Annotated in this window: 16 protein-coding genes, 1 tRNA gene and 1 riboswitch; of the genes, 5 read left to right on the top strand and 12 right to left on the bottom strand. The window is 70.4% G+C overall.

The genetic code is table 11. The features are described 5' to 3' along the window. The first annotated feature begins 23 nt into the window (after positions 1-23). Together ACWGKT_RS04690 and ACWGKT_RS04685 are read left to right on the top strand one after the other, a co-directional pair. Positions 24-1,244 carry an acetyl-CoA C-acetyltransferase gene (locus ACWGKT_RS04690; protein ID WP_453272454.1) on the top strand — a complete coding sequence of 407 codons (1,221 nt, stop codon included), beginning with the start codon at positions 24-26 and terminating at the stop codon, positions 1,242-1,244. A gap of 293 nt (positions 1,245-1,537) precedes the next feature. Continuing rightward, positions 1,538-2,320 (top strand): hypothetical protein, encoded by a 783-nt coding sequence (locus ACWGKT_RS04685; RefSeq protein WP_453272493.1) that lies wholly within the window; start codon positions 1,538-1,540, stop codon positions 2,318-2,320. A 42-nt stretch (positions 2,321-2,362) separates the two neighbouring features. Here ACWGKT_RS04685 and ACWGKT_RS04680 read toward each other — a convergent pair whose 3' ends face one another. Beyond that, positions 2,363-2,674, bottom strand: a complete 312-nt coding sequence (locus tag ACWGKT_RS04680; protein ID WP_235457621.1) for a hypothetical protein — start codon at positions 2,672-2,674, stop codon at positions 2,363-2,365. Positions 2,675-2,772: 98 nt separating this feature from the next. Here ACWGKT_RS04680 and ACWGKT_RS04675 point away from each other — a divergent pair, with 98 nt between their 5' ends. Then, positions 2,773-3,003 (top strand): DUF4287 domain-containing protein, encoded by a 231-nt coding sequence (locus tag ACWGKT_RS04675; RefSeq protein WP_235457622.1) that lies wholly within the window; start codon positions 2,773-2,775, stop codon positions 3,001-3,003. 76 nt (positions 3,004-3,079) lie between these two features. Here ACWGKT_RS04675 and ACWGKT_RS04670 read toward each other — a convergent pair whose 3' ends face one another. From ACWGKT_RS04670 to ACWGKT_RS04655, 4 genes are all read right to left on the bottom strand, one after another. After that, positions 3,080-3,964, bottom strand: coding sequence for a Bax inhibitor-1/YccA family protein (locus ACWGKT_RS04670; protein WP_356144252.1), 885 nt, complete (start codon positions 3,962-3,964; stop codon positions 3,080-3,082). A 214-nt stretch (positions 3,965-4,178) separates the two neighbouring features. Then, positions 4,179-5,354 (bottom strand): 4-hydroxybenzoate 3-monooxygenase, encoded by a 1,176-nt coding sequence (locus ACWGKT_RS04665; protein WP_453272453.1) that lies wholly within the window; start codon positions 5,352-5,354, stop codon positions 4,179-4,181. A 246-nt stretch (positions 5,355-5,600) separates the two neighbouring features. Beyond that, positions 5,601-9,437 (bottom strand): S8 family serine peptidase, encoded by a 3,837-nt coding sequence (locus ACWGKT_RS04660; RefSeq protein WP_453272452.1) that lies wholly within the window; start codon positions 9,435-9,437, stop codon positions 5,601-5,603. A gap of 287 nt (positions 9,438-9,724) precedes the next feature. After that, positions 9,725-9,807: transfer RNA gene (locus ACWGKT_RS04655), tRNA-Leu, on the bottom strand. Between the two features lie 416 nt (positions 9,808-10,223). On the opposite strand from ACWGKT_RS04655, the gene ACWGKT_RS04650 reads away from it, so the two are divergent. Next, positions 10,224-10,994: an ABC transporter ATP-binding protein gene (locus ACWGKT_RS04650; protein ID WP_235457627.1), complete on the top strand. Its 771-nt coding sequence runs from the start codon at positions 10,224-10,226 to the stop codon at positions 10,992-10,994. Continuing rightward, complete coding sequence (locus ACWGKT_RS04645; protein WP_453272451.1) at positions 10,994-13,522, top strand: ABC transporter permease; 2,529 nt, start codon at positions 10,994-10,996, stop codon at positions 13,520-13,522. Before ACWGKT_RS04650 ends, ACWGKT_RS04645 begins: the two co-directional genes overlap by 1 nt. A gap of 82 nt (positions 13,523-13,604) precedes the next feature. Here ACWGKT_RS04645 and ACWGKT_RS04640 read toward each other — a convergent pair whose 3' ends face one another. The 7 genes from ACWGKT_RS04640 to ACWGKT_RS04610 all read right to left on the bottom strand — a co-directional run bounded on the left by ACWGKT_RS04640 (position 13,605) and on the right by ACWGKT_RS04610 (position 22,226). After that, positions 13,605-14,894: a class I SAM-dependent methyltransferase gene (locus ACWGKT_RS04640; RefSeq protein ID WP_453272450.1), complete on the bottom strand. Its 1,290-nt coding sequence runs from the start codon at positions 14,892-14,894 to the stop codon at positions 13,605-13,607. A gap of 941 nt (positions 14,895-15,835) precedes the next feature. Further along, positions 15,836-17,218, bottom strand: a complete 1,383-nt coding sequence (locus ACWGKT_RS04635; RefSeq protein ID WP_356144240.1) for an NAD(P)/FAD-dependent oxidoreductase — start codon at positions 17,216-17,218, stop codon at positions 15,836-15,838. Between the two features lie 455 nt (positions 17,219-17,673). Then, positions 17,674-18,615, bottom strand: coding sequence for a Ppx/GppA phosphatase family protein (locus ACWGKT_RS04630; RefSeq protein WP_235457632.1), 942 nt, complete (start codon positions 18,613-18,615; stop codon positions 17,674-17,676). Continuing rightward, positions 18,612-19,142, bottom strand: a complete 531-nt coding sequence (locus ACWGKT_RS04625) for a DUF501 domain-containing protein (RefSeq protein WP_453272449.1) — start codon at positions 19,140-19,142, stop codon at positions 18,612-18,614. The genes ACWGKT_RS04630 and ACWGKT_RS04625 overlap by 4 nt, the downstream gene beginning before the upstream one ends. A 243-nt stretch (positions 19,143-19,385) precedes the next feature. Continuing rightward, the gene (locus ACWGKT_RS04620; protein ID WP_356144237.1) at positions 19,386-19,862 is read right to left on the bottom strand and encodes an FtsB family cell division protein; all 477 of its coding nucleotides are present in this window, start codon (positions 19,860-19,862) and stop codon (positions 19,386-19,388) included. Between the two features lie 102 nt (positions 19,863-19,964). Then, a complete protein-coding gene (eno, locus tag ACWGKT_RS04615; RefSeq protein ID WP_453272448.1) occupies positions 19,965-21,251 on the bottom strand; it encodes a phosphopyruvate hydratase in 1,287 nt (428 codons plus the stop codon). A gap of 318 nt (positions 21,252-21,569) precedes the next feature. After that, entirely contained in the window at positions 21,570-22,226 is a 657-nt protein-coding gene (locus tag ACWGKT_RS04610) for a transglycosylase family protein (protein ID WP_453272447.1), read from the bottom strand. Positions 22,227-22,230: 4 nt separating this feature from the next. Further along, positions 22,231-22,400, bottom strand: a riboswitch (cyclic di-AMP (ydaO/yuaA leader). Positions 22,401-22,475 lie beyond the last annotated feature (75 nt).

The following is a 22,475-nucleotide window of genomic DNA, read 5'->3' as shown; positions in this document are numbered from 1 at the left end:
GTACGTACGCCCATGGAGCTGTGATGCCCGAAGCCGTCATCGTCTCGACCGCCCGCTCCCCCATCGGCCGCGCCGGCAAGGGCTCCCTCAAGGACCTGCGCCCCGACGACCTCACCGCCACGATCATCCAGGCGGCCCTCGCCAAGGTCCCCGAACTGGACCCGCGGGACATCGACGACCTCATGCTCGGCTGCGGCCTGCCCGGCGGCGAGCAGGGCCACAACCTCGGCCGGATCGTCGCCGTGCAGATGGGCATGGACCACCTCCCCGGCTGCACGATCACCCGGTACTGCTCCTCGTCCCTGCAGACCAGCCGCATGGCGCTGCACGCCATCAAGGCCGGCGAGGGCGACGTCTTCATCTCGGCCGGTGTCGAGACGGTCTCCCGGTTCGCCAAGGGCAGCTCCGACGGCCTGCCGGACACGCACAACCCCCTCTTCGCCGAGGCCGAGGCCCGCACCGCCGCCGTGGCCCAGCAGGAGGGCACCACCTGGCACGACCCGCGCGAGGACGGACTCGTCCCGGACGCCTACATAGCGATGGGGCAGACCGCCGAGAACCTCGCCCGCTGGAAGGGCGTCACCCGCCAGGACATGGACGAGTTCGGCGTCCGCTCGCAGAACCTCGCCGAGGAAGCCATCAAGAACGGCTTCTGGGAGCGCGAGATCACCCCGGTGACCCTGCCGGACGGCACCGTCGTCTCCAAGGACGACGGCCCGCGCGCGGGCGTCACCCTGGAGGGCGTCGCCGGCCTCAAGCCGGTCTTCCGCCCCGACGGCCTGGTCACCGCAGCCAACTGCTGCCCGCTGAACGACGGCGCCGCCGCGGTCGTCATCATGAGCGACACCAAGGCCCGCGAGCTCGGCCTGACCCCGCTCGCCCGCATCGTGTCCACCGGCGTCTCCGGCCTGTCCCCCGAGATCATGGGCCTCGGCCCGGTCGAGGCCTCCCAGCAGGCCCTGCGCCGCGCCGGCCTGACCATCGACGACATCGACCTGGTCGAGATCAACGAGGCCTTCGCCGCCCAGGTGATCCCCTCCTACCGCGACCTCGGCATCGACATCGACAAGCTGAACGTCAACGGCGGCGCCATCGCGGTCGGCCACCCCTTCGGCATGACCGGCGCCCGGATCACCGGCACGCTCATCAACTCCCTCCAGTGGCACGACAAGCAGTTCGGCCTGGAGACGATGTGCGTCGGCGGCGGCCAGGGCATGGCGATGGTCATCGAGCGCCTCAGCTGACCCCTACGCATTACCCATAAGTAACCCCCGAGGGACCCACCGTGACCCTCTGGCCCGGAGTTCGGGGAACATCCGAACTCCGGGCCGATTTGTGATCCAATCTCCCCCAGGATGTGACCTATCTCCCTTCGGGAAGGGATTCAGGCAGGTCAGAGCGGTTTCACGGCGAAACACCAGGCCCAAGTTCCTGTCCGGTTCGTGACGTTACGCACTGACAGCTGGTTAGTCCGCCCTTCAAGCTGATGTAGGAAGTCGGGGGTCGACTTTGAACCGGGAGAACGTCAGTGAGCGCCATGCCGATCGCCCTGCTGCTCACCACGGTCGCCACGGGCGCCGTGGGCGTCGCCGTGCTGCGCACCGTCCTGCTGCTGCGGCGCCAGGTCGCTGAGCTGCACACCCAGCTGGCCGAGAGCCAGGCGGCCGCGACGCGTGCCCTGCTGCCCGCCGCGCGCACCACGGCGGACACCGAGGAGATACGGGCCGCGGTGGCCGAGGCGCTCGCCGAGGAGCGGGAGCGGGAGCTGGCCGAGGCCCGCGCGTTCTGGGCGGCCCAGGAGGCCCGTGACACCTCCGACGCACCGTCGCTGCTCGGCCTGCCGGACAGCGAACCGTTCCTGCCCCGCCAGTCCGACTTCATCGGCCTGGAGCCGCTGGAGCCGGTGACCGAGTCGAGCACGGAGGCCGACGAGTTCCCCGGGGACTCCCCGGAGCTGGCCGCGGCCCGCCGCCGTCACCCCTCGCACCCCGACTTCGTACCGGTGCAGTCGCCGGCCGGGAACGACCACGAGCGCACGGTCAGCACGCTGGAGCAGCTGGCCGACTCCGGCGTCGAGCTGACCGACGTCCGCCCCGGCCCGCTGGGCACCCTCGACGTCTACGTCTTCGCCGACGGCACGACCCTGTGCATGACGCCGGGCCACCGCGAGACCGCGGAGCGGCTGGCGGCGGCCCTGCGCGCGGGCCAGACCCCGTATCTGCTCGGTGGTTCGGGCATCTCGGGGGCGTACACGCTGACGTTCGCGTGCGGCGAGGAGAACGTGTACATCCTGGCGGACCGGGTCATCGCGTCCCTGTAGACGCGGGTCGTACCCACGCACCGCACACGCGCGCCGGAGGTCTCAGACCCCGGCGCGTTTCTGTGCCTCCTCGACCAGTACCACCGCCTCCTCGACCTCGGCGTCGGTTTTCAGCACGAGTGCCAAGTCGTGTCCGGCGACGGTGATCTGGTCGGCCACCGCGAACATCCCGGCGTCGGGCATCTCATGAGGCTCCCCCGAGGGGTCCTCGATCCGTTGGGCACGGCGTGCCAACTCCCTGGCCAGGTCCAGCGCTTCGGCGGCCGCGCTGCGCTGCAGCCGGCTCTGCGGTGCGGCTCGCAGACGGTCCGCGAAGTGCTCCACAGCTCGGGTCAGAGGTGTCGTGTCAACCACGTCGCGAGACTACGCGTCGCGGCGGGACTGTTGCCAATACGCCAACGCTCAGGCACGGTGACGTGAAGGACCGGCTTCGAATGCGTCCGGAGGCGCCGATGTCCCAAGTCTTCTCCGAAGAGACCCATCGCAATATGCTCGCCCGCATCCCCCACTGCACCGGTCGTGAAGTCTCCGACTGGCTTCGCACCATGGAAGATGGACCCGCTCTCTTCCGCTTCGAGGAGAAGGTCAGCTGGCTTCGCCACGAGCACAACCTCGCGTACGGCCACGCCAAGGCAATCGTTCACGAATTCGACCTGAGGAGGGCCGCGCGCAAGCTGCTCTAGGCGCGCACCACCGGAACGACGAAGGGCCCCGGGAAGAACCCGGGGCCCTTCGCGCGGCGTCGGCCGCGGCGTCGTGCTAGTCGTTGTTGCTGAAGATCGCCACCAGCCGCAGCATCTCCACGTAGATCCATACGAGGGTCAGGGTGAGGCCGAACGCGGCCAGCCAGGCCTCCTCGCGCGGGGCGCCGTAGGCGATGCCGTCCTCGATCTGCTTGAAGTCGAGGGTCAGGAAGAACGCGCCGATCAGGATCGCGATGATGCCGACGATCGCGCCGAGCGGACCGAAGCTGCGCAGACCGCCGTCACTGGCCACGCCGAACGCGACCAGCAGCAGGTTGACCGCCGTGACCAGCACGAACGCGATCGCGATGGCCATACCGATGCGGGCGTAGCGAGCGGTGACGCGGATCCAGCCGGCCTTGTAGACCAGCAGGGTCGCGGCCGAGACCGCCATGGTGCCGAGCACCGCCTGGAACGGGGCGCCGCTCCACTGACTGTTGTACATCTCGCTGATCACGCCGAGGAAGACGCCCTCGAAGGCGGCGTATCCCAGGATCAGCGCGGGCGACGCCGTGCGCTTGAAGCTCTGTACGAGCGCCAGGACCATCGCGATGATGGCCGAGACGAACGCCAGGCCGTAGCTGGTGGTCGACACCGGCAGCAGCGCCCAGGCGAGGGCGGCGCCGACGGCGACCGTACCGAGCGTCATCGCCGAGCGCATGACGACGTCGTCCATCGTCATCCGGCCGGTGGTGACCGGGGCCTGCGGCGGGGCGCCGTACTGCTGGTCCTGCTGTGCGTACGGGTTGCTCGCGTAGGGGTTGCCGCCCTGGGCGTACGGGTTGCCCTGGGCGTAGGGGTTGCCCTGTGCGTACCCGGCCTGCGGCGCGGCGTTGAAGCCCGCGTAGCCGTTGTCGCGGCTGAACCCCCGTCGCGAGAAGACCGGGTTGCTACTCCTCATTGCACTCCTCCATGGCCACCCTTCGTGGCCTTGGCTCAAGAGTAATAGGTTGGCAAAGGATCGACCCTAATACCTGGGGAGGATCTTTCCCATGACGTGCTGGCCAACACGCTACGCGGACGCGTGATTCCCGGCCATGGAGGGCACCACTCCATGACCAACCCGCTACCTGCCCGGAACCGGCCGGATACCGGTCGGCCGCACGGACCGCCGGTCAGCCGACCGGGAAGCCGGTGTAGGCCTCGGCCAGGTCGGTCCCGGCCGCGCGCGAGGAGGCGATCCTTTCCAGCCGGGCCAGCTGGAGCCGGTCGTCGAAGGCGGTGGCGTCCGGGGCGCGGTGCAGGAGGGTCGTCATGTCGTAGGAGAACCGCTCGGCCTGCCAGACGCGGCGCAGACAGGTCTCGGAGTACGCGTCCAGGAGCTCCGGCGAGCCGGTCTCCTTCTCGTGGGCCAGCGCCCGGGCGAGGGTGACGACGTCACCGACGGCCAGATTGAGTCCCTTGGCGCCGGTCGGCGGCACGATGTGGGCGGCGTCCCCGGCGAGGAAGAGGCGGCCGTACCGCATGGGCTCGTGGACGTACGAGCGCATCGGTGTGACCGACTTCTGGGTGATCGGCCCGCGCTCCAGCCGCCACCCGTCGGCGGTCTCGAAACGCCGCTCCAGCTCGGCCCAGACGTCCTCGTCGTTCCACTGCCCCGCCTCCGTGCCGGCGGGCACCTGGAGGTAGAGGCGGGAGACGGACGGGGACCGCATCGACAGGAGGGCGAAGCCGCGGTCGTGGCGGGCGTAGACGAGCTCGTCGTGCGAGGGGGCGACGTCGGCGAGGATGCCGAGCCAGGCGTAGGGGTACGTCCGCTCGAACACCCGGGAGAGGGAAGCGGGTACGGCCTTCCGGGCCACCCCCCAGAACCCGTCGCACCCGGCGACGTAGGAACACTCCAGCACGTCCTCGCGCCCCGCGTGCCGGAAGCGGACACGCGGGGCGTCCGTGTCGGCGCCCTCGACGGCCAGCGCCTCCACCTCGAACAGCAGCGGGCCGCCCTCCTTCGTCTGCAGGGCGACGAGGTCCCGGCACACCTCGGTCTGGGCGTAGACCATCACCGACCGCCCGCCGGTGAGACCCGGGAAGTCGACGCGGTGCCGCCGCCGGGCGAACCGCAGCTCGATCCCGTCGTGCCGCAGTCCCTCCCGGTCCATCCGCTCCCCGGCCCCGGCGGCACGCAGCACGTCCACCGTGCCCTGCTCCAGGATCCCGGCCCGCTGCCGGTGCTCGACATGGGCACGGTCGCGGCTCTCCAGAACGACCGAGTCGATACCCGCGCCGCGCAGCAGCCGCGCGAGAAGGAGCCCGGCGGGGCCGGCCCCGATGATGCCGACGGTGGTACGCATCGGTCGTGTCCTCCCGGAGCGACTGCCGCTCGCTGCCTGTTCGTGAAGTGAAGTTTTCTTCACCTATTTCCTGACGGGAGTCTCCGACCACGAGCGTCCACTGTCAACGCTCCAGGGACGTTTTCGGGGGGCGAGACAGGTGCGGGAAGCGCCCGGAGCGCACACCGCGGCGGGTGCCGGAGACCGTATGGCCCTGGCACCCGCCGCGGTTCGATCGGGATGGTCCGCGTCAGCGTCGCCGACGGCTCACTCGGTGCCGCGGTGCAGGTACGCGCGCTTCACGGTCTGCTGGACGCTGTTGCCGGCGGAGTCCGTCGCGGTCACCCGCAGCGTCACGTACGCGTCGCCGTGCACGTTCGACGGCCGCTCCACGGTGGCGGTGAACGGTCCGTCGCCGACCTGCTGTTCGGTGCGCGTCGTGGTCCAGGTCCTCCCGTCGTCGTAGGACGCCTCGACCTTCAGCTTCACGCCGCGCGGGGCGGCCATGCCCTCCTGCATGCGGACGGTCAGGCCGAGGGTGTGCTCCCGCGCCCGTCCCACCGCGTTCTGTGCGTCGACCGGTACGTCGTAGTCGAGCTGGAGCAGCGGCAGCAGGGTCGCCTCGGCCGCGGTGTCCGAGCGGAACGTCCAGGACGTGTGGGTGTCGGTGGCGTAGCGCCAGTCGTCCGAGGTGCGGGCGGTGGTCAGGTCGAGCCGGTAGTCGGCGTTGCCCGCCGGCACCTCGAAGTTGCCCCACGCGCCGTTGTCGGACGTGGCGATCTGCTCACCGTTCCGGTACAGCACCGCCTTGGACGTGTCGCTCACGAAAGCCACGCCCGGGCCGCCGCCGATTCCGCCGAAGGGGTCGGCCTCCGCGAACGACCAGTGACCGGCGCCGGAGTCGTTGAACTCCGGGACGTACACCGACAGGGTGTCGCCGTTGCGCACCGACGACAGGCCCTTGCCGCGCGGGATCGACGGGCGGACCACCGCTCCGAACCACCGCTCCGTGGCTCGCCGGCCTGCCTGGTAGGTGTGCGTGGAGTCGTGCATGCCGGCCGACAGCGGGAAGTCGACATTGTTGACGATGTTGTGGTGCACGACGTGCTGCCACAGCGTGTCTCCGGCGCTCACGTACTCGACGCGTTCCTGTCCCAGCGGAACGTAGCGGCTGTACTGGTTCCACGCGGTGTCCTGGAACGGCCGCCACCCGAAACGCTGTTCGCTCGCCCAGGACGAGGCACCGGTGCGGGTGTACGTGCTGCGGACCTCCGCGGTGTTGCGATCCGAGACGGTGTAGACCACCTGCTTGGGGATGGAGCCCTTCGACACCTGCATCACGTCGTACAGATACGGGCTGCGCACCGTGCCGGAGAACTCCACCGTCGTGGTGCCCTTCTTGATGCGCTCCAGCAGGGCCGACCCGTTCTTCCAGGAGGTCTGCATGGTGGGCAGGGCCATCCGGTCACCGTCCGGCTGCCACCGGGTCCAATCGGAGAAGCCCTCGGGCTGCACCACCAGCAGCGCCTTGGCCCCGGCGTCCGCGGCGGCCTGCGCGAGAGCCGGTCGGTCGTACCACGCGGAGTTGTCGTCCCGTACGACGGCCAGCTTGCCGCGCGCCCCGCGGAAGTCGGGCGCCGCCGCCAGGCCGGCGGCCACGGCGGTCAGCTGCGCGCCCCGGTCCCCGAAGACCGGGGAGGTCACCTGGTAGTACGGCGCGAACTGCTGCGAGCTGCCCGAGACCTTGGCCCGCAGTTGCGGGGCCGTCATCTGCCAACGCGAGGAGTACTCGAAGACACCGTCGGTGACCTGGGCGGTGGGGCTGACGTAGAGCCGCTTGACGGTGTCGAAGAACAGGGCGCCCTGCATCAGGCCCTGACCGTCGATCTTGCGGTAGAACGTGGTGCTGAGGACGCCGTGCTGCTCGGCGGGGCGAGGCGTGCGGATCTTCACCTCGGTGACCTTCGAGGCGTCCAGGGTCACCGTCATGTCCTTGGTGACCTTCACCTCGGGGTCGACGATCTGGCCGGCCTCTTCGCCGTCATCGGTCCGGTCGTAGAAGCCGGCGCTGAGGTAGTACGTGCCCTCTTCCACGACGGCGACTCCCGCGTCGCGGTCCGTGTAGCCCACGAACCCGTCGGTGCCCCAGATGTTCGGCAGCCAGCCCGGCACGACCTGGCCGCTGCGGTCGCGGTAGACCACGGTGAGCCGGTGCTGGGGGGCGTGCACCACGAGGGAGACGGTGGTGTGGGCGAGCAGGGTGCCGTCGGCGGACTTGGCGGTGACGTATCCGTAGAACTTGCCGCGGACCGCGTGCGTCGCGTCGGTGCGCAGCGGCACGTCGGCGGTGGCACCGGGGGCCACTTGCACGGTGCCGGCGTCGGGGCTGACCACTCCGTCGGGCATGACCCGCCCGTTCTCGGTGGCCATGTTCACGGCCAGGGAGAGGGTGACGGCGTGATCGCCGGTGTTGGTGTAGTGGAGGGTGGACGCCTCTTGCTGACCCTGCGTGCCGCCAGTCGTCAGGGGGGCGAGGGTGACAGAGCCGGTGGCCGTGATCGGGCCCATGGCCGCGGCAAGGTCGATGCGGCCGCCGCCCTGTTCGGTCACCTTGGTGCCGGACACCGTGTGCGCGGTGCTGATCAGGGCGTCCTTGAGCTGCTGGGCGCTCCAGTCCGGGTGCTGCTGGGCCAGCAGCGCGGCGGCGCCGGCGACGTGCGGGGTGGCCATGGAGGTCCCGGACAGCGCCACGTAGTTGGCGTCGATCGGGTCGCCCAGGGTGGTGCCGGCCGCGCGGGCGGCGACGATGCCCACGCCGGGGGCGGTCACATCGGGCTTGACGGCTTCGTCGCCGAAGCGCGGGCCGCGGCTGGAGAAGGGGGCCAGGGAGTCGTCGCGGTCGACGGCCCCCACGGTCAGCGCGGAGTCGGCCGCGCCCGGCGTGCCGACGGAGTACGGATCCGGACCCGAGTTGCCGGCCGCGACGACGAAGAGCGTGCCGGTGGAGGCGGTCAGGTTGTCGACGGCCTGGCTGAGCGGGTCGGTGCCGTCGGTCAGCTCGGGCGCCCCGAGGCTCATGTTGACGACCTTGGCGTGCTCGGCGGTCGCCCACTCCATGCCGGCGATGATGCCCGACTCGTTGCCGTAGCCGTTGTCGTCCAGGACCTTGCCGATCAGCAGGTCGGCCTTGGGCGCGACACCGCGCCGGGTGCCGGCCGAGGCGGCGCCGGTGCCGCCGACGATGGAGGCGACGTGGGTGCCGTGGCCGAAGTGGTCACCGGTGTTCCCGCTGCCGGAGAAGTCCTCGGCCTGAGCGATGCGGCCGGCCAGGTCGGGGTGGTCGGCGTCGATGCCGGTGTCGAGCACGGCCACCTTGACGCCCTGGCCCTCGTAGCCGGCCTTCCAGGCGGTGGGGGCGTTGATCTGCGCCGTGCTGCGGTCCAGCATGGCCTTGACCTTGCCGTCCAGCGAAATCCGCGGGGTGACCGCGGCCCGGGCCGCGTCCGACTTCTCACCGGGGTTCAGCGTCTTCCAGAACGTCCCCAGGTCCTTGCCGGAGACCCGCACGGACCGCGCGTCGATGCTCGCCAGGGTGCGGGAACGCGTCGACTTGAGCGCCACCAGTCGGTCGGCGAGGTCCGCGGCGGCCTTCGATGCCCGTGCGCCGGCCCTGGCTCCCTGCCGGGACGGCGCGGAGGAGACGATCAGCGGAAGCGCGGACGTGTGGGCTTCGTCGTAGCCCTGGGAGATCAGGGCGGTCACGTTGAAGAGCCGACGGTCCAGCGTCCCGGCGGACACCAGCCCCTGGGCGTCGAACGGCATCACGGTCAGCGACTTGTCGTCGCCCTCGAACGTCTCGAAGGGCACGTGCTCACGCCCGGGGCCGGGCCGCACCGACGCGGTCCGCCGTCCGCCGGGCAGCGACGTCACGGTCACCCGGTCGCCCGTCACCAGCCGAACGGTCGCGGAGTGGGCCCCCGGTACGGCGGCGGGGTGAGTGGCGGGGCCGGTGACCGGCGCCCGTGCTGCGGCGACGGCCGGCGTCACACCGGCCACCACCAGCAATCCGGTCGATATCGCCGCCAAGCGGCGGATTCTTGCCATCAGGGGAACACCTTTCGTACAGCTGCACGCCACAACTGGCCGAAAGCATTCGTTGGTACGACCGGGCCTGTCACTGGCCACAGGTGTCGCATGTGTGACGTGGCCCAAACGCGACACGCGTCGCCTGCGCGGGTCAGCGACATGACAGGAGCCGCGCACGCCTGTTCCTCGAACGCATCCGCGTGCCGCGCACCGGCCTTGGCGATGGGGAAGCCGACAGCAGCCAGCGGGCCACTGTCGGATCACTCCCGAAGGTGGCCCGCTCGTTGCGCCGCAGGCGCGGCAAGTGCCCGGAACCGGACTTGAACCGGTACGCCCGCGAGGGGCAGCGAGGTTTAAGCTCGCCGTGTCTGCATTCCACCATCCGGGCAGGCCATGGGCTCCGCTTCGAGGTCCCGAGCCTATCGGGATACATCCCCCGAACAGCGGACGGGCGGACCGATGTTGTCTTATTTTATTGACGTCTGAGGGAGCATCAGCCCGCCGCACGCGCCATCCGCACTTGCCAATAGCGTTACGTGTGGTGGGTGCGCGCGTACGCGGAATGACGGAATTTCACCGTCCGAACGAGGGGGCTCCACCTGTTCTCGACGGGTCGTCACCCTTTCTCCGACTCGGCCGTCATCCCCAGGTATGACGCGAGACACTCCCGTCGGTATGACGCGAGGCCCTCCCGTCCGTCCGCAGTCGCCCCCCGGAACCGGAACAGCGGCTGACTACACGGCGGTGGGCGGCGGAGACGATGGATCGGTCCCTCGAACCACGTCCCGACAGGAGCGCCCACCCGTGACCACCACACCCATCGCCCCCCGGACCACCGCCGTGGCCGCGCGGGCCACGGATCTGTCGAAGATCTACGGACAGGGCGAGACCCAGGTGGTCGCCCTCGACCGGGTCTCGGTCGATTTCCGGCAGGCCGAGTTCACCGCGATCATGGGCCCCTCCGGGTCCGGCAAGTCCACGCTGATGCACTGCGTGGCCGGCCTGGACACGTTCTCCTCCGGGTCCGTGCGGATCGGCGAGACCGAGCTGGGCTCCCTGAAGGACAAGCAGTTGACCAAGCTGCGCCGGGACAAGATCGGGTTCATCTTCCAGGCGTTCAACCTGCTGCCGACGCTGACGGCGCTGGAGAACATCACCCTGCCGATGGACATCGCGGGCCGTAAGCCCGACAAGGCCTGGCTGGACCAGGTGATCCGGATGGTCGGCCTGTCGGACCGGCTCAGCCACCGCCCCTCCCAGCTCTCCGGCGGCCAGCAGCAGCGCGTCGCCGTCGCCCGTGCCCTCGCCTCCCGGCCCGACATCATCTTCGGCGACGAGCCGACCGGAAACCTCGACTCGCGCTCCGGCGCCGAGGTGCTGGGCTTCCTGCGCAACTCCGTGCGGGAGCTGGGCCAGACGGTGGTCATGGTGACGCACGACCCGGTGGCCGCCGCCTACGCGGACCGCGTGATCTTCCTGGCCGACGGCCGCATCGTGGACGAGGTCCTGCGCCCGACGGCCGACTCCGTGCTCGACCTCATGAAGCAGTTCGACGCGAAGGGCCGGACGAGCTGATGTTCCGCACCGCTCTGCGCAACGTACTCGCGCACAAGGCCCGGCTCCTGATGACCGTGCTCGCCGTCATGCTCGGCGTGGCGTTCGTGTCCGGGACGCTGGTCTTCACCAACACCATCGCGGACGCCTACCAGAAGAGCTCGGCCAAGGGCTTCGACCAGGTCGACGTCGCCGTCCGGGCCAAGTACCAGGACTCCGAGGGCGACAAGCTCGGCAAGACGCCCGACCTGACGCAGTTCGTGCTCGACAGGAGCGCGAAGGTTCCCGGCGCCGCGTCCGCCCTCGGCGTCGTCAACGGCTTCACCGCCATCGCCGACAAGGACGGCAAGCTGATCGGCGGGGGCTTCAGGTCCGAGGGCGGGAACTACTGGGGCGACAAGGACCCGCGCTACCCGCTCAAGTCCGGTTCGGCGCCGCACGGCGGCAACGAGGTCGCCATCGACGCGGAGACCGCGCGGCGGGCCGGCTACAAGGTCGGCGACACCGTCCGGATATCCGTCGACGGCCCGGTCCTCACCCCGAAGATCACCGGCATCTTCACCACCGACGACGGCAACGTCGCGGCCGGCGGCAGCCTCGCCCTCTTCGACACGGCGACCGCGCAGAAGCTGTTCGCCAAGCCGGGGGCGTACGACGAGATCGACGTGCGGGCGAAGGCGGGCACCAGCCAGGCCGCGCTGAAGAGCGCGCTGGACTCCGCCCTGCCGAAGAAGCTCGTCGAGACCACCACCGGCCGGCAACTCGCCGACGACCAGGCCAGGGTGATCTCCGCGTCGATGAGCGGGCTCAAGCAGGGCCTGCTGGTGTTCGCGGGCATCGCGCTCTTCGTCGGCACGTTCATCATCGCCAACACCTTCACCATGCTGGTCGCCCAGCGCACCAAGGAACTGGCGCTGCTGCGCGCGGTGGGCGCCTCCCGCCGCCAGGTCACCCGGTCGGTGCTGATCGAGGCGTTCGTGGTCGGCACGGTGGCCGGCGTGTCCGGTCTGGTCGCGGGTATCGGCATCGGCGTCGGCCTGCGCTCCCTGATGAGCACGCTCGGCGCGACCGTCCCGGACGGGCCGCTGGTCGTCTCCCCGGGCACGGTGGCCAGTGCGCTGGCCGTCGGCATCGTCATCACCATGCTGGCCGCCTGGCTGCCGGGCCGCCGGGCCGCGAAGATCCCGCCGGTGGCCGCGATGAGCAGCATGCACGCCAAGGCGACCACCAAGTCGCTGGTGCTGCGCAACACGCTCGGCGCGCTGTTCTCGGCGGCCGGTGTCGCCGTGGTCCTGGTGGCCACCACCATGGACGGCTCGTCGGGCCAGGCCCCGATGGGGCTCGGCGCGGTCCTCCTGATCATCGGCGTGTTCATCCTGACCCCGCTGCTGTCGCGCCCGCTGATCGCGGCCGCCGCCCCGGTGCTGCGCGTGTTCGGCGTCTCCGGCAACCTGGCCCGCCAGAACTCGGTGCGCAACCCGCGCCGTACGGCCGCCACGGCCTCCGCGCTGATGATCGGCCTCACCCTGATCACCGGCATGACCGTGATGGCGGGCAGCCTGCAGCAGGGCATCGACAAGATGGCCGGCTCCGCCATCCGCGCGGACTACGTGGTGTCGATGGCCAACGGCAACGAGCTCTCCCCGCACGTCTACACGACGATCAAGTCCACCGACGGCGTGACCGCCAGCAGCCCGATGCGCAACGCGCCCGCGCGCATCAACGGCCAGACCGAGTTCCTGACCGGCGTCGACGGCTCCGCGATCGGAAAGCTGACCGACCTGAAGGTCGACAGCGGCACCTTCGAGGTGGCCGGACCGCGGGTCGTCGTCGACGCCGACCTCGCCAAGTCCTACGGCTGGAAGGCCGGTTCGAGCTTCACCGCCCACTACGAGGACGGCAAGGCGCAGAAGCTGACGGTCGCCGGGGTCTACGAGGGCAACGAGATGATCCGGGGGATCATGCTCGACAACACTGCCCTGGCCCCGCACCAGAGCGACCCGTCCGACATGCAGGTCATGGTGAAGACGGCGGGCGGCGCGTCCGACGCGACGAAGGACAAGCTGGAGAAGGCCCTCGGCACCAACCCGGCGATCAAGGTCCAGGACAAGAAGGACCTGTCCAACTCCGTCGCGCAGATGTTCACGCTGATCCTGAACATGGTCTACGGCCTGCTGGCCATGGCGGTGATCGTCGCGGTCCTCGGTGTCATCAACACCCTGGCGATGTCGGTCTTCGAGCGCTCCCAGGAGATCGGCATGCTCCGCGCGATCGGCCTGGACCGCAAGGCCGTCAAGCGGATGGTCCGGCTGGAGTCCCTGGTCATCTCGCTCTTCGGCGGGGTGCTGGGCATCGGCCTCGGCATCTTCTTCGGCTGGGCGGCCGGTGAGCTGCTCGGCGCGAAGATGGCGACGTACGAGCTGGTACTGCCGTGGGCCCGGCTGGGTCTGTTCCTCCTGCTGGCCGCGGCGGTCGGCGTGCTGGCCGCCCTGTGGCCGGCCCGGCGCGCGGCCCGCCTGAACATGCTGACGGCGATCAAGTCGGAGTAGCGGGGCAGTAGCCGCAAGGCGGCGGTAGGGACGGCCGAGGGGCCCTCTCCGGCGACGGAGGGGCCCCTCGTGCGTACGGGCCTCAGGCGCCCCACGTTCGGGTGCGCAGCGGCAGTCCGGACGCGCCCGGCGCGGGGGTGCGCACCGCCAGCACCTGGTTGACGCCGATCCGGTTGCGCTCGAAGGCGAGGGCGCAGGCGGCCATGTACAGACGCCAGACCCGGGCCCTGCCGGGCGAGGTGAGGCGGACCGCGCGCGGCCAGTCGTCCTCCAGACGGGTGACCCAGCGGCGCAGGGTGAGGGCGTAGTGCTCGCGGATCGACTCCACGTCCCGGACCTCGAAGCCGGCCCGCTCCAGTTGGGTGACGGTGGTGCCGAGGGGGGCGAGTTCGCCGTCGGGGAAGACGTAGGCGTCGATGAAATCGTCCACCTGGTACGTCGTCTCGTCCGACTGCGGGCGGCGCGCGATCTGGTGGTTGAGGAGCCGGCCGCCCGGTTTCAGCAGGCCGTACAGATCGGTCGCGTACTCCAGGTACCGCTCGGCGCCGACGTGTTCGGCCATGCCGATGGAGGAGATCGCGTCGTAGGGCCCGTCGCGGACGTCCCGGTAGTCCTGGACGCGGATCTCGACCCGATCGGTGAGTCCCTCGTCGGCGACGCGCTTACGGGCGTAGGCGGCCTGCTCCTGGGACAGGGTGACGCCGACGACGCCCACGCCGTGCTCGCGGGCCGCGTGGACGGCCATGGCGCCCCAGCCGCAGCCGACGTCCAGCAGGCGCTGACCGGGGGTCAGGCCGAGCTTGCGGCAGATCAGTTCGAGCTTGTCGCGCTGGGCGGACTCCAGTGTCCCGCCGTCCTCCCAGTAGGCGCAGGAGTACACCATGGAGGGGCCGAGGACGATCTCGTAGAAGTCGTTGCCGACGTCGTAGTGGTGGCTGATGGCGCGCCTGTCGCTGTGCCGGGTGTGCAGGTGACGGCGTCTGCGGACCTCCTCGCCCGGCGGGGCCGGCGGGATCGGCGGTCCGGCGAGCCTCAGCAGCTCGCCGGCGGCGGAGCGGGCGTCGGGGTCGCGCAGCGTCCGCAGGAGGCCGCGGCCGCCCTTCTCGCGCTCCCAGACGAGTCCGGCCATGACCTCAAGGACGCCGTACAGGTCGCCCTCGATGTCCAGGTCGCCGGCGACCCAGGCCCGGGCCAGGCCCAGCTCACCCGGCTTGAACAGCAGGCGGCGCAGGGCGCGGCGGTTGCGTACGACCAGGGTCGGCGCGTCCGGCGGACCGGAGCGTGAGCCGTCCCAGGCTCGGACGCCCAGCGGCAGCGGTTCTCCCAGCAGCCGTTCGGCGAGACTCGTCAGCCGCGACGCGGCGTCGGCCATGACGCACCTCCGTGACGAAGGATCCCGGTGTCCGGATACCACGTAAACACCGGCGAGCGCCCGGCGCAGTCCCGCAAAGGAGTTACAGCCGCGCGAACCTCACCCACACGCCCGGTCCGAACCCCACGAGACCTACCGCACCACGCCCCCACACACCACGAAGGAACGCCGAGAAACCAACGACATCACGCGTCCGCACGCCGCCGGGCACGACCACGCCCGCCGCGGCGCACCACCGAGCGACCTGCCGCCCCCGCCTCCGTACATCGCGGCAGAACACCGAGGAACTCCCCACGCCTGACGACCGGGCGCGCCGCGGAGGGACACCGAAGAACCTGCCCGCACCACGCGGCCACGCGCCACCGAGGGACCCCGAGCACTCCCCGCACCACACGCCTACACGCACCGCGGAGAGCCTGCCCGCATCACGCGCCCACGGTCCGCGGAGAACCGCCAAAGAACCTGCCGCCCTACACGTCCACGCGCCGCCGAGGGACCCCGAGCACTCCCCGCACCACACGCCTACACGCACCGCGGAGAGCCTGCCCGCATCACGCGCCCACGGTCCGCGGAGAACCGCCAAAGAACCTGCCGCCCTACACGTCCACGCGCCGCCGAGGGACCCCGAGCACTCCCCGCACCACACGCCCACGCGCGCCGCGGAGAACCGCCGAAGACCTGCCCGCACCACGCGCCCACGCGCCGCCGGGGGGACACCAAGAACCTCCCCGCACCACACGGCCACGCGCGCCGCGGCGCAACACCGAGAAACCTGCCGCACCACGCCTCCGCCCGTCGCGGCGGAACACCGAGGAACTCCCCGCGCCAGACGGCCGCGCGCACCGCGAAGAACCGCCGAAGAACTGCCCCCACGAACGCCGAAGGACCTCCCGCACCACGGATGGCGGGAGGTCCTTCGGTTTGTTCGGGGACCGGGGAGGTCAGGAGGCCTTGGCCTTCTCCCCGGTCTTCTTGGCGGCAGCCACCGGCGCCGGCTTGGCCGCCTCGTAGAACTCCTCGCGCGGGTTCTCCATGGCGCCCAGGGACACGACCTCGCGCTTGAGGAACATGCCGAGCGTCCAGTCGGCGAAGATGCGGATCTTGCGGTTCCAGGTCGGCATCGCCAGACCGTGGTAGCCACGGTGCATGTACCAGGCGAGGCGGCCCTTGAGCTTGATCTTCATCTTGCCCATGACGATCATCGCCACGCCCTTGTGGAGGCCGAGACCGGCCACCGCACCCTTGTTGGCGTGCTCGTAGTCCTTCTGCGGGAAGCCCCGCATACCGGAGATCACGTTGTCGCCGAGCACCTTGGCCTGGCGCAGCGCGTGCTGGGCGTTCGGCGGGCACCAGGCGTTCTCGTTGCCCGCCTTGCGACCGACGAGGTCGGGCACCTGGGCGTTGTCGCCCGCGGCCCAGATGTAGTCGGTGCCGGCGACCTGGAGCGTGGGCTCGCAGTCGACGTGGCCGCGCGGGCCGAGGGGCAGACCGAAGCGGGCCAGGGCCGGGTTCGGCTTGACGCCCGCGGTCCACACGATGGTGTTGGAGTCGACCTCGAGGCCGTTCTTCAGCACCACGTGGCCGTCGACGCACGAGTCCATGGAGGTGGAGAGGTAGATCTCCACACCGCGGCTCTCCAGGTGCTCCTTGCCGTACTGGCCGAGCTTGGGCCCGACCTCGGGAAGGATCTTGTCGGCGGCGTCGACGAGGACGAAGCGCATGTCCTCACGGGACACGTTCTTGTAGTACTTGGCCGCGTCGCGGGCCATGTCCTCGACCTCACCGATGGTCTCCGCACCGGCGAAACCGCCGCCGATGAAGACGAAGGTGAGCGCCTTGCGGCGGATCTCCTCGTCCGTCGTGGAGTCGGCCTTGTCGAGCTGCTCAAGGACGTGGTTGCGCAGGCCGATGGACTCCTCGATGCCCTTCATACCGATGCCCTGCTCGGCGAGGCCGGGGATCGGGAAGGTGCGGGAGACCGCGCCGAGCGCGACGACGAGGTAGTCGAAGGGCAGCTCGTACGCCTCGCCGACCAGCGGGGCGACCGTGGCCACCTTGCGGTCCTGGTCGATGGTGGTGACCCGGCCGGTGAGGACCTCCGCCTTGGGCAGCACGCGCCGCAGCGGGACGACGACATGCCGAGGGGAGATGCTGCCGGCGGCGGCTTCGGGGAGGAAGGGCTGGTAGGTCATGTACGACCGGGGGTCGACGACCGTGACGGTCGCCTCTCCGTAGCGCATCTTCTTCTGGATGCGCCGAGCTGCGTACAGGCCTACGTACCCACCGCCTACTACGAGGATCCTGGGACGCTCCGTGGTGCTCATGGCATCGAGTATCCACCCGCCCCTGGAGGGTCGCTCGTGCGCCCCTTCACAAGCTCCTTGAGTGCCCGTGCTACACTCCGCGGCCCGCGTGACGCAGGTCATGGTCCCGACCGGAACCACGGTCCACTAGAGCCCGTTGTCAATGCCGCTTGAGCTGCCACTCCTGGCCGCCGGGCCCTGGGGACCAGCCCCTCACGATCCGATCGCGAGGCACCCTCGTCACAGTGTCCCGAGCGAGTTCACGGGGCCCCGGGGCCCCCGAAAGGGCTTGTCGGCCTCTTTCCGTCCCTCACCAGGCACGAAATCCTTGTGAAGAACTTCACGAACTTTTCCGACGACGCATCACCGAGGGGCCCGGACGGGCCCCTCCGGCACGCTCATACGCTATCCATCACGCTCAGCGGAGTGCTACTACTCAGTAGTAAAGGAGACCCAGACCACCCCGCCGTTGCGGCCTACGCCACGGACCAGGCGATGCCGTCGAGGATGTCGTGCTCGCTCACGACCACCTCGTCCGCCCCGATCCGCTCCATGATCGCGAGCAGGACGAGGGCACCGGCGCCGATCACGTCGACCCGGCCGGGATGCATGGAGGGGATCGCCGCCCGCTCGGCGTGCGTGGAGTGCAGCAGCCGCTCGGTGATCTCGCGGACGCGGTCGTGCGAGATGCGGGAGTGGTGGATGCGGGCGGAGTCGTACTCGGGCAGCTCCTGCGCGATCGCCGACACGGTGGTGACCGAGCCGGCGAGACCGACGAGCGTGTGCGCCTCGCGCAGCGGGACCGTGCGCTCGGCGAGGTCGAGCGCGGCCTCGATGTCGGCCCGTACGGCGGCGATCTGCTCCTCGCTCGGCGGGTCGGCGACGACGCCCTCGTGCACCAGGTGCCGCTCGGTCATCCGGACACAGCCGACGTCCACGGAGCGCGCGGCGCGCACGTGCGCGTCGCCGACGACGAACTCGGTGGAGCCGCCGCCGATGTCCACGACGAGGAAGGGCTTGGCCAGGTCGTCCCGGCCCGTCAGCTCCTTCGTCGCACCCGTGAACGAGAACTCGGCCTCCTGGTCGCCGGAGATGACCTCGGGCTCGACTCCGAGGATGTCGAGGACGCCCCGGACGAACTCGTCGCGGTTCTCGGCGTCCCGGGAGGCGGAGGTGGCCACGAAGCGGAGCCGCTCGGCCCCGTGCTCCTTGATGATCGCCGCGTACTCGCGGCAGGCGGCGAACGTCCGCTCCAGCGCCTCGGGGGCGAGCCGCCCCGTGCGGTCGACGCCCTGGCCGAGCCGCACGATCGTCATACGGCGGTCCAGGTCGACGAGTTCACCCGTCTCGGGGTTCGCGTCCGCGACGAGCAGGCGGATGGAGTTCGTACCGCAGTCGATGGCGGCGACTCGGGTCACTGGTCGTCCTCCTTCGGGAGCGTCACGCAGGCCCCCTTCAGCCACCACTCGGGCAGCATCGCGATGGCCTCGTCGCCGAGGGGGTTCACGCCCGGCCCGGCGGCCAGCGAGTGGGCGACCAGCACGTGCAGGCACTTGACCCGGTCCGGCATGCCGCCGGCGCTCGGGAAGCCCGTGAGCTCCTCGATCTCGTCCCGGCGCCGGATGTAGTCCTCGTGCGCGGCGCGGTAGGCGGCGGCCAGCTCCGGGTCGGTCGCGAGCCGCTCCGTCATCTCCTTCATCACGCCCTCGGCCTCCAGAGTGCCGATGGCGGAGTTCGCCTTCGGGCACGTCAGGTAGTAAAGCGTGGGGAAGGGGGTGCCGTCGGGCAGGCGGGGTGCCGTCTCCACGACGTCCGGCTGCCCGCAGGGGCAACGGTGCGCGATCGCCCGGAGCCCGCGCGGCGGGCGGCCCAGCTGCTGCTTGAAGGCTTCGACGTCCGCGTCGGTGGGCTCGGTGCGCGGAGTGGGCGGCGGAGGCGTTTCCATGACTGTCTTCAGGCTGTCTTTCTGTCGGTTCACTGGCCGGGGCTGATTCGAACCTACCGGCTCGCCGGCCGGGGCCGACGCGCAGCCGCCGACTCGACATCGGCGGCCGACTCGACGCTACCCGCTCCTCGGCCGCGGCTGACTCGAAGCGCCCCGGCCCGTCGGGCGCGACCGACTCGACGCCGCTGGCTACCGGCCACCGGCCGCCGGCTCCTCGGGCACGGTCGGCGGGAGGTCAGTGGCTCAGCGGTCGGAGGCGTCGGACTTGTCGACGCCGTCCCAGACGTTCGAGTACCAGGGGCGGTCGGCCGCCCCCAGCTCGGCGCGGGTCTGCTTGGCCGCGCCGGGGTCGATCACGACGTAGCCGGTCTCCCCCGGCATCACGTAGTGCAGCCGCCGCCGGATCTCCTGCTCGGCGTACGCGTCGTCCTGCCACCGGGCCTTGAGGTCGCGGAGCTGCTCGACGCGCTGCGCCGCCTGCTCCCGCTGCCGTCGCAGGTCGGCGACCTCACCGCGCTGGGAGACGTACTGGCGCATCGGATAGGCCAGGGCCACCACCATCGTGCAGAGGACGAGCGCGAGCAGCGCGGCCCGGCCGGTGAGCCGGGAGCGGCGGGCCTGCCGTTTGGTCTGGGAACGGTAGACGCGGGCCGCCGTCTGCTCGCCGAGCAGCCGCAGTCTGGTCGCGGTGGAGAACCGGTCCCGGTCCTTCACGGCCATGTTCCCCGCCTCCCGATTCATACGCGCGTACGTCCCCGCACACGGTACGGGACCGGGTACGGGGACGTACGTACGACTGGCTAAGCCTCACCCCAGGTTGGGTCAGCCCTTGAAGCGGGGGAACGCGCTGCGGCCGGCGTACACCGCGGCGTCGTCGAGGATCTCCTCGATGCGCAGCAGCTGGTTGTACTTGGCGACGCGCTCGGAGCGGGCCGGGGCGCCGGTCTTGATCTGGCCGCAGTTGGTGGCGACGGCCAGGTCGGCGATGGTGACGTCCTCGGTCTCGCCGGAGCGGTGGGACATCATGCACTTGAAGCCGTTGCGCTGGGCCAGCTCGACGGCGTCCAGGGTCTCGGTGAGCGAACCGATCTGGTTCACCTTCACCAGCAGGGCGTTGGCGGTGCCCTCCTCGATGCCGCGGGCCAGGCGCTCCGGGTTGGTGACGAACAGGTCGTCGCCGACCAGCTGGACCTTGTCGCCGAGCTTGTCGGTGATGACCTTCCAGCCGGCCCAGTCGTCCTCGAACAGCGGGTCCTCGATGGAGACGAGCGGGTAGGCCGCCACGAGCTCCTCGTAGTACTCCGTCATCTCGGCGGCCGAGCGGGACTTGCCCTCGAACTCGTACTTGCCGTCCTTGTAGAACTCGGACGCGGCGACGTCGAGCGCGAGCGCGATCTGCTCACCCGGGACGTAGCCGGCCTGCTTGATGGCCTCGAGGATGAGGTCGAGGGCGTCGCGGTTGGAGCCGAGGTTCGGGGCGAAGCCGCCCTCGTCGCCGAGACCGGTGGACAGGCCCTTGGTCTTCAGCACCTTCTTGAGGGTGTGGTAGACCTCGGTGCCCCAGCGCAGGGCCTCGGAGAAGGACTCCGCGCCGATCGGGGCGATCATGAACTCCTGGATGTCCACGTTGGAGTCGGCGTGCGAGCCGCCGTTCAGGATGTTCATCATCGGCACCGGCAGCAGGTGCGCGTTCGGGCCGCCCAGGTAGCGGAAGAGGGGGAGGTCGCTGGCCTCGGAGGCGGCGTGCGCGACGGCGAGGGAGACGCCCAGGACGGCGTTGGCGCCGAGCGAGCCCTTGTTGTCGGTGGCGTCCAGGTCGAACATCGCCTGGTCGATCAGGCGCTGCTCGGTGGCGTCGTAGCCGACCAGCTCCGGGCCGATCTGCTCGATCACGGCGAGGACGGCCTTCTCGACGCCCTTGCCGAGGTAGCGGTTGGGGTCACCGTCGCGGAGCTCGATGGCCTCGAAGGCGCCGGTGGAGGCGCCGGACGGAACGGCGGCACGACCCGTGCTGCCGTCGTCGAGGCCGACCTCGACCTCGACCGTGGGGTTGCCTCGGGAGTCCAGGATTTCCCGGGCTACGACGACGTCGATGGACGGCACGAGCATCTCCTTCTTGGGATGTGACGCTGGAAGTGCGGGGCTGGTGTGCCTTGCGACTAGAGCCTAACCGTCCCGGGGCCGTCGGCCACCGACCGACCGTCCCGTGGACAGGGTCTGACGGTACCCATTGTTTCCTGTCGGAACAAAGGGAGAGTGGAAAACGACTCGAAGCCCCGGCGAACGGCACACGAAAAACCCCGCCCCGGCGCGTACGGGGGATTACGCGCCGGGGCGGGGAGACCGTGGGGACGGGGGTGACCTCAGGTGCCCTCCGCGGTGGGGGCACGAGTGTGAGGGCGCCGTGGCTCAGCTGCGGGCCACTGATTACTTCAGGTGCAGCTGCTGGCCGGGGTAGATGAGGTCGGCGTCCTGGACGATGCCCTTGTTCAGCTGGAACAGCTTCTGCCAGCCGCCCTTGACCTTGTGCTTCGCGGCGATCGAGCCGAGGGTGTCACCCTTGACGACCTTGTACTCGCCGTCGCCCTTCTTGACCTTCTTGCCGGTCGGGGTGGTGACGGTCTTGGTCACGGCCGGACGCTTGGTGGAGCGGGTGGCGGCCTGCGGCTCGGTCGAGCGGGTGGTGGGCGCGGCGGCGGAGCCGCCGTACGGGGTGCTGGACAGGCCCGTGCCGCAGACCGGCCAGGCACCCTTGCCCTGGGCGGCGAGGACCTTCTCGGCGATCTCGATCTGCTGCGCCTTGCTCGCCTTGTCGGCGGTGGCGGCGTACTTCGTGCCGCCGTAGGCGGCCCAGGTGGAAGCGGAGAACTGCAGACCGCCGTAGTAGCCGTTACCGGTGTTGATGGACCAGTTGCCGCCCGCCTCGCACTGGGCGACCTTGTCCCACTCGGAGGCGGTGGCGGCGGAAGCGCTGCCGGAGGCGACCAGCGGAGCGGCGATGGCGGCGCCGGTGACACCGGCGATCGCGATGGCGCGGGTGGCCTTGGCCGGACGACGGTGCTTGCCCTTGCCGGAAAACAGCATGGATCGATCCCCTCACCGACGCCTGCGAGGTGAGCTGTCGGGTTCGGGCCGGTTGAGTTGCCCGGCCACACCTTCCGAGAAGGCGTGGCTTCACCCCAAGCCGGATCCGGCATCAACTGCCGGGCCCGGCACCTACCTTGGGTCCCCCGCTCCTGCCTACGGCGCGTGACGCGACGACTGTTCCCGTACGGCCGCTGACAGGATTCGGCGTTGCGGCAGCCGGGGCTCGTGGTGACGAGCGGTCCCGAC

The organism is Streptomyces sp. NPDC054794 (assembly GCF_053611585.1).
Note: the sequence above shows the minus strand (reverse complement) of the source record. Positions and strands in the feature narration are given on the sequence as shown.